Origin of the sequence: Microbulbifer yueqingensis (genome assembly GCF_900100355.1) — a bacterium.
GTDB classification, from domain to species: domain Bacteria; phylum Pseudomonadota; class Gammaproteobacteria; order Pseudomonadales; family Cellvibrionaceae; genus Microbulbifer; species Microbulbifer yueqingensis.
In genome coordinates this window covers 600,893-611,868 of the sequence record NZ_FNFH01000003.1, presented here as the reverse complement: position 1 = coordinate 611,868, position 10,976 = coordinate 600,893, and the positions used below count along the sequence as shown (strand labels likewise).

Below are 10,976 nucleotides of genomic sequence, written 5' to 3'. Positions count from 1 at the left end.
GGTGTTGAGGTGGCTCTACGTCCGCTGCGTCAGCAGGATATGGTAGTCGCGCGGGAGGGCGAGGGCGAGGGGGTGGGGTGGCCCACAGCGGGCCACCCCGAACGGGTCAGTGTACGTGACCGTGGTCGATCTCTTCGGGAGTAGCTTCGCGCACGGAAACCACCTCTACCTGGAAGTGCAGTTCAACACCGGCCAGGGGGTGATTGCCGTTGATGGTCACATTGTCGCCCTCGATATCGATGATCTCGACCTCGATCGGCTGTCCTTCAGTGCTCTGCGCGCGGAATGCCATGCCGACTTCGAGCTTCTCGACACCGCCGAAGGCGCTGCGGGGCAGGGTCTGGATAAGCTGCGGGTTCTGCGGGCCGTAAGCCTCTTCGGGGGGGATGACTGCAGTGAACTTGTCGCCGGCAGCCTTATCCAGCATTTCCTTTTCCAGTCCGGGGATAATGTTGCCCACGCCCTGCAGGTACTTGAGCGGCTCGCGCCCCTCGGAAGAGTCGATGACTGTTCCGTCGGCGTCTTTCAGGGTGTAGTGCATCTCCACGACGGAGTGGTTGGCAATCTTCATGAAATGTCTCTGAGAAAGGTGGGTGAATTGAGTAGCGCTTACCGCATGCGGTAGGTGTGCAAACGGGGAAGTAAGGCTGTGAACTGCGTATTGTATTGACCGTCCCGCCGGGTCGCAACCGGCCTCGGCCCCGGCCGGGCAGCGGGGAGGGGTCAGCTGGCCAGGGACAGGCCGGTTTCGCAGGTCCCGTAGAGATCTTCGGCAGCTTCCACCAGGTCGCTGCTCAGTTGCCGGGGAACCCCGAGCTCGACCAGGCGCGGCTGCAGGAATTCCAGCAGGGCCTCGAACAGCGGCCGGTTGAGGCCGCGGGCGAGAAATCTGGCACGGTCCGCCCGCACGGGTCCCGGCTCGCTACCCAGGGCGGTATTCAGAAACCGGGACTGGCGGACTTCCTGTTTATGGTGGTCACAGGATTCAAAACTGGAAAGGTGACGGCCAATGGATTGGTAAAATTCGGCTACGGTGCGATCTACTACAGGCGCGCCGCCAACCTGCTCCAACAGATTGCTCATAATGCCCCCCCGAATTAACTCAGTTATTTATTGCTTTATCGTATCGATCCGCCGGCCTCGTTGTCCTGGCTGCGTTTTGGCCTGGCTGTGCCAATTTCCCCTAGCCAATTTGCCCTGTCGGTGGTGCCGGTCGCGCTGGATCAATTTTATGAGGCGAGCCTACGCGATCATGCCGGCAGTGCCAACGCCTGCCTGCCAGATTGTCACCTTGTTCCTTGGGTTTCGGGCGCCGCCCCGCAGTGCGCAGCGGCAGGCCCGCAACTGGCGGGCGCAAAGCGGCTTCCGTTCGCGTGCGCGTGAAAATGGCTGCGCTCTGGTGCCAAGCTGGTAGACTGTCCGGTCTCTGCGGCAGGAAACCATTCGCCGCCTTTTCCAGGTAACCCGAGGGCACTTTTATGGCAAGTATTTTCACCCAGATCATCAATGGCGACCTGCCGGGGCATTTTGTCTGGCGCGATGAGCGGGCTGTGGCGATCATGACGATCAGTCCCATCAAGCCGGGTCACTGCCTGGTGATTCCGGTGGAGGAAATCAACCACTGGGACGACGTGCCCGGTGACCTGTCTGCCCACCTGATGCATGTGGCCCAGAAAGTGGCCAAGGGAATCAAGGCCGTCTACCAGCCCCGGCGGGTCGGGGTAATGGTGGCGGGGCTCGAGGTTCCGCATACCCATATCCACCTGGTGCCCGTCGATTCCCTGGACGATTTTGATTTCTCCAAGCAGAAGCCGGCGGCCGCCGAGGAGCTGGCCGCTGAGGCGGACAAGGTGCGCCGGGCCCTGGTGGAGCTGGGGTTTGCTGAGGCGGATCTTGACTGACCAGTCGCAAAAAAGTGAGAGAGCCTGCATCCGAGTGCAGGTAGCGATGCGTCCAAGAGGACAACAACAGTGAAAACTGACTATTGCTGACTATTGAGAGGATCGCATGGCCGTAAATTCTTTCTTGAACCGCCCGTTGCTGGGCACTGCCCTGGCGCTACTGCTCGGCAGCAGCGCCGTATTTGCCGCAGACGCCCGCAAGGTGTTCCCGGTCGAGGGGTTTTCACGTATCGAACTGAAGGGCAGCTCCGAGCTGGAAGTGGTCCAGGGCGAGGCGTTCGAGGTGAGTGCCACCGGCTCCGACGAAGCCATCGAACTGGCGGTGGCCGAAGTCCGGGGCGACACCCTGGAGCTTTCGGTGCGGAGCAAGCACAAGCGCTTCTTCGGCGTGGTCACCGTCAGCGATAGTGAAGGTGTCAACTACCGGGTGGTGCTGCCAAAACTGGAGTCGCTCGAGGTTACCGGCTCTGGCGACGCCCGCGCGGAATTGCTGGAAAGTGAAACCCTGGACCTGCAGGTGACCGGCTCCGGCTCGGTGAGCGTAGACAGGGTGGCGGCGGAGACCCTGGAGGTATCTGTCACAGGCTCTGGCGACATGGTGTTGGGTACCGTGCTGGCGGTGGCGGGCAAAGCGTCCATCAAGGGCTCCGGAGACATCCGGCTGGACAGCGTGATCGGGGAGTCGTTCGCGGCGGAGATCAAGGGTTCCGGGGATATGGTGGTTGGTGGCAAAGTCGCCGATCTCTCGGTCAGTATCATGGGGTCCGGTGATTTCCTGGGGCGCAACTTCCAGTCGCAGAACGCCAGTGGTGCCGTGATGGGATCGGGCGATATTGTCCTGCGGCGACCCGCGAAGGACTCCTTTTCGGTAATGGGATCCGGTGATATCGCGCTGGTGGAGTGAGGCGCAGAATATCCGCTGACTCACGGGAGCGCGCAGCCTGGCTGCGCGCTTTTCTGTTTTTGGGGCCGGGTAGACGCGAATACTGGAGCTTGGGGAACGGGCGGCGCAGGTTTTCGCGTGACCTGTTATCCTTGATGGGTCAACAGGATTTGCCCGGCGCAGCTTGCCGGGGAACTGAACGGACGGGACTGACGGGGCTATGGAAGAAGCGATGGGTGAAGGCGCACCGGGTGCACGGGACAGGCTGCGGGACCGGGTTCGCCGCTGGAGGCGGAAAGCCGGCGAGAAATCCCAGTGGGCGGCAGAGCGGCTGCTGGACCGGCGTCTCTGTGTGGGCGTTACCGGGCTCAGCGGTGCGGGTAAGTCCACGCTCCTTACGAGCCTGATTTACCAGCTCAGCCATCCCCAACGGGCCCAGTTGCCCGGCTTTGCCCCGGCCCTCAACGGCGACCTGCTGGGAGCGGAGATCAAGCCCGCCGTTGATTCGGGCCTGCCCGTATTCGACTACCAGCGCTGCCTGGACGCCCTGCTGTCACAGCCCCCCCACTGGCCTGAGAGCACCCGGGAGGTGTCTGCGATGGAACTGCATATCCATCTGCGACACCGGCGCCGCCTCGGTGGCAGCTCCACCCGCACGGTGGTAATCGAGCTGCGCGATTACCCGGGGGAGTGGCTGATGGACCTGCCCCTGCTGCAAATGACCTATCTCGACTGGTGCCGGCACCAGTTCCACTTGCTGGACGCGGATGCCAGGGCCGGGCTCGCCCCCTCGCTGGTGGCCCAGCTGGCCGCCCTCGACCCGCGCGAGCGGGCAGACCCGGGCCGTATTGCGACCCTCTGGAGCGAATATCGCCAATTCCTGCTGCAGTGCCGTAGCGAGCGCCGCCTCAGTTATCTCCAGCCGGGTCGCGCACTGATCGACAGCGGTGAATACAATGTCTTGCCCATGCTGGACCTGCGTGGACAGAACCGGGAGGCACTGGATGCCCTGCCGGAAGACAGCAACTTCAAGATCCTCGAGGGGCACTACAGGCACTATGTGGAAGAGCTGGTGCAGCCCTTCTTTGACAACCAGTTCCGTCACCTGGACCGGCAACTGGTACTGGTGGACATGATCGGCACCCTGTATGCCGGTGAGCAGGCGCTGGACGATATGCGCCTGGCGTTCGGGCATATCGCCGATACCTTTCGCTATGGCAGTACCGGACTGTTGCGCAAGCTGTGGCGACCGCGGGTGGACAGACTGGTATTCGCAGCAACCAAGGTCGACCAGGTACTGGCCGCGGATCACGATGCCCTGAGGCAATTGCTGGGACAGCAGCTGCAGCAGGCCTTTGCCGGGGCCCGCCACCGCGGGCTGCCGCTTTACTGCGAGGCCATTGCCGCCGTGCGCTGTTCCAACGAGAGCCAGCGCAACGGTCGCCGTATGCTGGTGGGATACGATTTGGAAGGTCACCACCTGGGATTTGAGAATGCCGAGATCTTCGCGCGCCTGCCGGAGGAAGGGGCGGGGTGGAGCCATTATGCGGATGCCGCCCCGCCGCAGCTGCGTCCGCCGCTGGGTATGGCCTCCGGCGGCACCATCCCCCATATCCGCCTCGATGCGCTACTGAATCTGCTGCTCGGAGACAAACTGTAATGACCGGTGAACAGCACAAGGCCCGTCGCCGAACCCGTATAGAGCCGATCGATGAGCCGGAGGGCAGGGGTCCGGCCAGGGCGTCGACCCGGGTCGAAACCATCAGCGAGGGCGCGGAAGAGCTGCCGCGCTCCATTACCACCGGTGAATCCCTGCCAGACCGGGTCTCCTTTACCGAGCTGCGCGTACCATTTTTCCACCTGAAGTTCTGGAAGCCCGCACTTGCTGCAGGCCTCGCCCTGGCCGCGTCAGCGGTGGGCTGGGAGCTGCACCAGTTGTTCAGCTGGGCGATGGAGCGCCACTGGGTGCTGGGTGCGCTGGCCGGCGTGATCATCCTTACTCTTCTCGCCACCATTGCTACCTCCATCTGGGAGTACTTCCGCGCCGGCAGGCCCCTGCGCAGGCTCCAGGAAACACAGGAGCTGGCGGTGGAGCTGCGCGATTGTCGCAGCGATGATGACGCGCGGGAGTTCCGCACCCGCCTGCAGAAGCATTTCAGCGGGAAGCCGCAGGGCGCCCTGCTGGCGAGAGTCCTGGAGGAAACCCCGGATTACTACGATAGCAGCGAATTGTTGCGCCACCTGGAAGTGACCTTTCTCGAGGCACTGGACCAGGAAGCCCTGCGGCGCATCGTGCGCCAGGCCACGAGTACCGGTGCGTTGGTGGGGCTGAGCCCGTTCGCCACCCTCGATGTCCTGGTCGCGCTTCGCCAGTCGCTGCGGATGATCGATGACGTGGCGCAGATATACGGGGTGCGTCCCTCCATGGTGATACGCTGGAGGCTGTTCAAGAAGGTCCTGGCCCTGGTTGCCTACAGCGGCGCCAGCGAGTATGCAGTGAGTGAACTGTGGCCGGAACTGGTCGGGGACAGCATGCTGAGCACTGTTTCTGCGCGACTGGGGCAGGGCATGGGTGCCAGCCTGTTTATGGGCAGGATCGGGCTTGCGACGCTGCAGGCCTGTCGGCCGATTCCATTTACGGAAAAGCAGCGCCCCCGGCTGGGCGCGTTGACCAGGCGAATTGCCTCCAGCCTCAAGGAGCGGTTGCTTGGCAGCAGCGGCACGGGCGCGATGGGGGCTGAGCTGCAACGCCAGTTGCACGAGGCTGAAATGCGGGCAGGTCAGGCTCGCAAGGACCAGGAATGAGGATGCCGGGGTGAAACTCTCTGCCGTAACAAGGGGCCTCGGCCTGGCGGTGGTACTGTTGCCGCAAGTGGTCGGTGCAACTGTGGTGCACCAGGATGCCAGCGAATTCACCCTGCGCCACGAGGCCGAGCTGAATCAGTCGAGTGCGGAGGTCTACCGGGCACTGGCGGCGCTGCCCCAGTGGTGGGACCCTGCCCACAGTTACTCAGGGTCCGCTGATAATTTTACCTTTGAGCTGGCTGCGGGCAGCTGTTTTTGTGAGCGCTGGGGCGAGGCTTCGGTGGAGCACCTGCGGGTTCTCTATAGCGTTCCGGAGCGCGAAGTGCGGTTGCGGGGCGCCCTTGGCCCCCTGCAGAACATGCCGGTGAATGGCCTGTTGCGCTGGCGTATCGTTCCCAGTGGCAAGGGTGCCGTATTGACCTGGGAATACCAGGTATGGGGGGCTGCCTCGAGTAAACTGGATCGCATGGCCGCCGCAGTAGATCGGGTACTGGCCCAGCAGCTGGAGTCGATGCGCGGGTACCTCGAGAGCGAGGTCCCGCGCTAGCCGGCCGGTCGAGGGTTACTGGAACTGCTTTTGCATCAGGTAGCGCGTATGGTGCTCGTCGACCAGGGCGGCGAGCTTCTGGTAGCGTTCCTTGATAAACGGGGCCGGGTTGTTCACGCCGTTTTCATCGGAGAACTCGACACCATCCCGCACCAGCTGGAGTTCCTTGGCCAGGGCATTCATGGCCCCGAGGATCTCGGTGGTGAGCTGCTGGTTGTAAAAGGCGTGCTCTTTCGAGGTGTCCTGCAGGTACGCATCGCACTCGGAAATCCAGCTGGAGCGCTGTTCCAGGAAGTGGATGGTGTTGCGGATGCCGCCGCGGTATTGCGGGTCGAAATGCTCGTTGACATATTTGCCCAGGCTGCGCATGCCGGAGTCGACAAACTGTTGTACCAGGCCGTCGCAGTATTTCGGGGTCAGATATGAAGGGTGTTTACTGGCACTGGCAGCGCTGGCTGACAGCAGGAGGCAGAGAAACCAGAATACCCGCCGGGTGTGTGAGGAAAAAATGTCCATTTTTCTATGCCTATAGTTTCTTCTAGTCGTTAACAGGCGTCATTTTGTGACAAACATCTCATGAATATCGGATGGCGCGATTAAAGTCAACGGCTATTAAGGGATAAAAGTCAATTGGGTTCGTTTTGCGGATAAATCGGGCGGTAATGCGCTCCGATACACGGGTGCACGGCTTCGCCGTGACGCAGTTTCCCGGCCGATTTCCGCAAGTCACAGGAGCAGCAGGAGTTTATTTTGTCGGAATACGATTTTGATCTGTTTGTCATTGGCGCCGGGTCAGGAGGCGTGCGCGCATCGCGGATGGCAGCAAACGCGGGCCTGCGTGTCGCAGTGGCCGAAGACCGGTACATGGGGGGGACCTGTGTCAACGTAGGGTGCGTACCCAAGAAGCTGTTTGTCTACGCCAGTGCCTTCAGTGAGGACTTCGAGGATTCGGTCGCGTACGGCTGGAAGAGACAAGAGACGCCTTTCGACTGGCCCACCCTGCGGGATAACAATGCCGCGGAGATCGCTCGCCTCAACGGAATTTACCGCAACCTGCTGGCCAATGCCGGGGTTCAGGTGATTGAGGGCAGGGCGAGGCTCTCAGGGCCGCACACGGTGGTTGTAGGTGACGCAGAGTACAGCGCAGACCGGATCCTCGTTGCTACCGGGGGCTGGCCATTTATACCGGACGTCCCCGGCAGGGAGCACGCGATTACCTCGAACGAGATCTTTTCACTGGAAAACTTCCCCCAGCGTATCCTGGTGGTAGGTGGCGGTTATATCGCGGTGGAGTTTGCAGGAATTTTTGCCGGCCTGGGAGCGGAGACACACCTGTCCTATCGCCGGGACCTGTTCCTGCGCGGGTTCGATCGGGAAATCCGTGAATTTGCCCGCAACGAGATTGGCAAGAAAGGGGTCCGGCTGCACTTTAATCACGATGTCACCGCCATAGAGAAGCAGGCCGACGGGAGCCTGATGGCGCACTCTGCTGATGGCGCCCCCCTGAATGTCGACGTGGTGCTCTATGCCACAGGGCGCCGCCCCAATATCAGCGGGCTCGGGCTGGAAGAGCTCGGCGTGGTTCTGCACCGTGACGGGACTATCTCCGTCGATGACGATTTTCGCACCAATGTACGTTCCATCTATGCACTCGGGGATGTCACCGGCGAGCCCCAGCTGACTCCTGTCGCGCTGGCCGAGGCCATGGCGCTGGTGAAGCACCTGCGAACAGGGGAGCCGGCGGAAATCGATTACAACAACATCCCGACCGCGGTCTTCTGTCAGCCGAATATCGGGACGGTGGGGCTGTCGGAGGAGGAGGCCCGCGACTCCGGCATTCCGGTCACTATTTTCAAGTCTGAATTCCGGCCGATGCGGCATTCGGTCAGTGGGCGCGATGAGCGGAGCCTGATGAAACTGGTGGTGGATTCCAGTTCAGACCGGGTGGTGGGGGTGCATATGGTGGGCCCCGACGCGGGTGAGATCATCCAGGGCATGGCGGTGGCACTCAAGGCCGGTGCCACCAAGGCAACTTTCGATCAGACGATCGGTATTCACCCGACCGCGGCGGAGGAGTTTGTCACCATGCGCACCCCGGCGGGGTGAGTGGTAGTTTCCGGGGCGCTCTTACCTTTCAGGATCGGAACCGAAAAGGCGATGCATTGCATCGCCTTCTTTTTTCTGTGTAACCCGGCGCCTGCCGGAAGAGTGGGGGCGGATTTATCACCGCCCCTGTCTTCCGCACGGCAAGGCCGGGCCGGTGTCAGCCCACTCCCTGGTGTCGCTGTGCGACGCGACGGTTGCTGCGCTCCTTGAGGCGCCGTTCGGCTGACTCGAAAGCAGCATTGACTGCACGGTGAATCGATTCACTTTCGTTACTGATGGTCACTGGCTTGCCACTGACGGCAAGTTCGACGGAGGCGCGAAACTGCTTGCCTTTTGTCTTGTGTTGGTGGGGAGCCTCTAGTACGACACGACTCTGGATGATGTCGCCACAATAACGTTCCAGTTTATTCAGCTTTTTCGATACCGTATCTGCAAGAGCGGCAGACTTGTCGATATCCCGGAACACGATGTTATCGTTGGGCGCAGATTTCATGGGCATTTACCTCCGGTTATAAGGAAACCTTGCAGGCCGCGTGTGCGGTTTGCCAGATAAAAGGAAGGGCGCCCTTTGGGGAGAAGCCGAGAGCATCGGGAACCGGAGGCCAGCGGGATCGCAACGTATATTCTGCTGCTCAGGCAGCTCAGGGTGTTTTACGTCCGGGCTCCAATCTCACCGAGATCAGCTTTTTACTCCCTGTTACCCATAATGCTCCCGCCAATAAAAAAATCAAGCGCTGGGGAGGTAAAAATGTCACAAAATTGTGACCTGCCGGGCGACTCATCCCGGCGGGGGTGATGCATCCTGAATTGGGCTCCGGGCCGCTCCGCCAGTGACTCGCCGCAAGGCGGCAGTCGTTGCAGTGCTGGCAGGCGCTGCGTAGAATGTTGTCGCGGTGTGCCCGGCATGGGTACACAGTGTGCTTTTGGGGGAAAATTGCACCTGGGCGTGCAGGGAATACCCACCGGCCGCAAAGGAATCAGGGTGCTTTCAGCGCCCGATTTCCGGGCGAGGGTTGCCGGCAGTTGTAAAAAAATAGGTAACAGGTTGTTTATGATGGTGTTAGCGCGGTACTGCAAATGGTTTTGTCTGGCGGCTTTGGTGGGTTGGGGAGCGAGTGCCGCAGCCCAGACCCAGGCGACGCTCGACGCGGAGAGAAATCGTCTGGCAAGGATGGAGCAATCACTGGAAAACCGGCTTGTGGAGGCCGAGGACTTCGAAAATGAGCTTCTCGCCTACGACTACAAGCTTGGCGAGGCCCGGGAGGCCCTGGAAAATGCCCGGGAAAACTATGAGCAGACTCGTATCGACCTGACCCGCGCGGAGCGCGAGCACGAAAAGAGCGGAGACTCCAATTCAGAGCGGCAGTTGCGCAAGGCGAAGCACGCGTTCGATATGGCCAAGCGGGGAGTCGACAGCCGCTCCCGCCGCGTTGAGATCATTCAGTCCAGCTACGACGAGCTCAAGGCCGAGCAGGCAGATACCGAAAAGGCAATTGCCCGCAACCGGGGCCGCATCGCCGCGCAGAAGCGCAAGGTGGAAGATATGGTGGCTGCGATGCTGGAGAAGGCAGAGACCGCCAGGCGCGCGGCCAAGCTTGCTGGCGGCGAGGCGGCGGTGAAAAAGCCCCAGCTGCCGGCCCCCTCGGTGGCCAAGGCTGAGTCCGCCGAGCCGGCCCCGGCAGCCGCCGCCGAGCCGGCGGAAGAAATCGATGAGGAGCTGCTGGCCTACGTCAAGCGTGAGCAGGAGCGTCTCCAGAAACTGCTGGCGGAAGAGGGCGAGGGGAAGCAGACCTTCAAGTCCCTCAGCCTGGAGTCTTCCCGCGGCGAACCGCACGACTTCGAGTTCCTCGGTCACAATCAGTACCGGCTGGTGGCTCCGGTCAAGGCCGGACTGCAGACCTACGAGGTCAGCGGCTTCAGCACCCTGAGGTTCCGGCGTACAATCCCGGCCGAGGACGCCGGCAAGAACTATGTGTTTATCCTCGACGCCCGGCGCCTGTCCCGACCGCGCTTGATTATGTACCCTGAGTACGCGCTGTCCTACCTGGATTGACGTATCGCAGAAGCCCGCCCAGCGCGGGCTTTTTTATGCCGGTCAGGTTCTTGCCGGGTTCTCTTCCGGGCCCCCGAGCAAGGCTTCAAACAGTGGTGTGTACTGGCTGCCGCCCGGCGCCATTTCGCTGCGGTAGAGCACCAGGTTATCCAGCCTGGCGACATAATCGAGTTGCAATGGGGGGAACGGGCCCAGGCCATGCCGGTTTCGACCGAGAGTGAAGTGGGGCCGAAAGGCTGCGCTCTCAGGTTTCATTCCCAGGTCCCGCATGAGTTCCCGGCAGCCGCTGTGCAATCGGTCGAGGTCCGGGTTGCTGACCAGTTCGGCGGCCAGCAGGCGGGCCCGGGGTTTCGGGAAGGGCCCCAGTGATACAATCCTGCCACTGCAGGGTCTTGCGCCTTGCGCCATCTGCATCAGCCCCCTTTCGATGGCCGGGATCAGCTCTGGGGGTGTTTCCCCCAGGAATGCCAGGGTCAGGTGCCGGTTGCTCGGACTGGTCCAGCGCGGCCGCTCGCGGCCCGAGGAAAGCAGTTGGCGGGCATGTATCACCAGCCCCTCGAGGAAGTGCTGCGTGGGTGCGTCCGGGCTGATACCGATGAACAGTCGCGGCTGGTCAGTACCCGCCCCGGTATTGCTATCGCCTTTGCCTCTGGTGCTTGCTCTCGGCATGAATTTCCCTCT

General features: G+C 61.8%; 12 protein-coding genes. 7 read left to right on the top strand and 5 right to left on the bottom strand.

All coding sequences use genetic code 11. The annotated features are described in order from the left end of the window. Window positions 1–106 precede the first annotated feature (106 nt). A complete protein-coding gene (locus BLT26_RS09860; RefSeq protein WP_091512887.1) occupies window positions 107–571 on the bottom strand; it encodes an FKBP-type peptidyl-prolyl cis-trans isomerase in 465 nt (154 codons plus the stop codon). A 152-nt stretch (window positions 572–723) separates the two neighbouring features. Then, window positions 724–1,083 carry a globin family protein gene (locus BLT26_RS09855; protein WP_091512884.1) on the bottom strand — a complete coding sequence of 120 codons (360 nt, stop codon included), beginning with the start codon at window positions 1,081–1,083 and terminating at the stop codon, window positions 724–726. A 395-nt stretch (window positions 1,084–1,478) separates the two neighbouring features. On the opposite strand from BLT26_RS09855, the gene BLT26_RS09850 reads away from it, so the two are divergent. The 5 genes from BLT26_RS09850 to BLT26_RS09830 all read left to right on the top strand — a co-directional run bounded on the left by BLT26_RS09850 (window position 1,479) and on the right by BLT26_RS09830 (window position 6,136). Continuing rightward, on the top strand, window positions 1,479–1,901 hold the full coding sequence (locus tag BLT26_RS09850) for an HIT family protein (RefSeq protein ID WP_091512880.1): 423 nt from the start codon (window positions 1,479–1,481) through the stop codon (window positions 1,899–1,901). A 106-nt stretch (window positions 1,902–2,007) separates the two neighbouring features. Continuing rightward, window positions 2,008–2,805, top strand: coding sequence for a GIN domain-containing protein (locus tag BLT26_RS09845; protein ID WP_091512877.1), 798 nt, complete (start codon window positions 2,008–2,010; stop codon window positions 2,803–2,805). 199 nt (window positions 2,806–3,004) lie between these two features. Then, window positions 3,005–4,444: a YcjX family protein gene (locus tag BLT26_RS09840; protein ID WP_091512874.1), complete on the top strand. Its 1,440-nt coding sequence runs from the start codon at window positions 3,005–3,007 to the stop codon at window positions 4,442–4,444. Further along, window positions 4,444–5,589, top strand: coding sequence for a TIGR01620 family protein (locus BLT26_RS09835; RefSeq protein ID WP_091512870.1), 1,146 nt, complete (start codon window positions 4,444–4,446; stop codon window positions 5,587–5,589). The genes BLT26_RS09840 and BLT26_RS09835 overlap by 1 nt, the downstream gene beginning before the upstream one ends. A gap of 10 nt (window positions 5,590–5,599) precedes the next feature. After that, window positions 5,600–6,136, top strand: coding sequence for an SRPBCC family protein (locus tag BLT26_RS09830; RefSeq protein WP_091512867.1), 537 nt, complete (start codon window positions 5,600–5,602; stop codon window positions 6,134–6,136). A 15-nt stretch (window positions 6,137–6,151) separates the two neighbouring features. Here the strand turns inward: BLT26_RS09830 and BLT26_RS09825 are convergent, their stop codons facing one another. Beyond that, window positions 6,152–6,652 carry a hypothetical protein gene (locus tag BLT26_RS09825; RefSeq protein WP_091512863.1) on the bottom strand — a complete coding sequence of 167 codons (501 nt, stop codon included), beginning with the start codon at window positions 6,650–6,652 and terminating at the stop codon, window positions 6,152–6,154. Between the two features lie 234 nt (window positions 6,653–6,886). On the opposite strand from BLT26_RS09825, the gene gorA reads away from it, so the two are divergent. Beyond that, the gene (gene gorA / locus BLT26_RS09820) at window positions 6,887–8,242 is read left to right on the top strand and encodes a glutathione-disulfide reductase (RefSeq protein ID WP_091512859.1); all 1,356 of its coding nucleotides are present in this window, start codon (window positions 6,887–6,889) and stop codon (window positions 8,240–8,242) included. A gap of 157 nt (window positions 8,243–8,399) precedes the next feature. On the opposite strand, the gene hpf is transcribed toward gorA, so the two are convergent. Further along, entirely contained in the window at window positions 8,400–8,735 is a 336-nt protein-coding gene (gene hpf, locus BLT26_RS09815) for a ribosome hibernation-promoting factor, HPF/YfiA family (RefSeq protein ID WP_091512855.1), read from the bottom strand. A gap of 678 nt (window positions 8,736–9,413) precedes the next feature. Between hpf and BLT26_RS09810 the strand changes: the two genes are divergently transcribed. Beyond that, the gene (locus BLT26_RS09810) at window positions 9,414–10,295 is read left to right on the top strand and encodes a hypothetical protein (protein WP_091512851.1); all 882 of its coding nucleotides are present in this window, start codon (window positions 9,414–9,416) and stop codon (window positions 10,293–10,295) included. A gap of 42 nt (window positions 10,296–10,337) precedes the next feature. Here the strand turns inward: BLT26_RS09810 and thpR are convergent, their stop codons facing one another. Then, window positions 10,338–10,964, bottom strand: coding sequence for an RNA 2',3'-cyclic phosphodiesterase (gene thpR, locus BLT26_RS09805; RefSeq protein WP_091512847.1), 627 nt, complete (start codon window positions 10,962–10,964; stop codon window positions 10,338–10,340). Window positions 10,965–10,976: the final 12 nt, after the last annotated feature.

Coding starts and splice junctions, on each gene's coding strand:
- hpf (WP_091512855.1), bottom strand. CDS start 8,735: ATGAAATCTGCGCCCAACGATAACATCGTGTTCCGGGATATCGACAAG.
- thpR (WP_091512847.1), bottom strand. CDS start 10,964: ATGCCGAGAGCAAGCACCAGAGGCAAAGGCGATAGCAATACCGGGGCG.
- BLT26_RS09825 (WP_091512863.1), bottom strand. CDS start 6,652: ATGGACATTTTTTCCTCACACACCCGGCGGGTATTCTGGTTTCTCTGC.
- BLT26_RS09810 (WP_091512851.1), top strand. CDS start 9,414: ATGGAGCAATCACTGGAAAACCGGCTTGTGGAGGCCGAGGACTTCGAA.
- BLT26_RS09860 (WP_091512887.1), bottom strand. CDS start 571: ATGAAGATTGCCAACCACTCCGTCGTGGAGATGCACTACACCCTGAAA.
- BLT26_RS09835 (WP_091512870.1), top strand. CDS start 4,444: ATGACCGGTGAACAGCACAAGGCCCGTCGCCGAACCCGTATAGAGCCG.
- BLT26_RS09840 (WP_091512874.1), top strand. CDS start 3,005: ATGGAAGAAGCGATGGGTGAAGGCGCACCGGGTGCACGGGACAGGCTG.
- BLT26_RS09850 (WP_091512880.1), top strand. CDS start 1,479: ATGGCAAGTATTTTCACCCAGATCATCAATGGCGACCTGCCGGGGCAT.
- BLT26_RS09845 (WP_091512877.1), top strand. CDS start 2,008: ATGGCCGTAAATTCTTTCTTGAACCGCCCGTTGCTGGGCACTGCCCTG.
- BLT26_RS09855 (WP_091512884.1), bottom strand. CDS start 1,083: ATGAGCAATCTGTTGGAGCAGGTTGGCGGCGCGCCTGTAGTAGATCGC.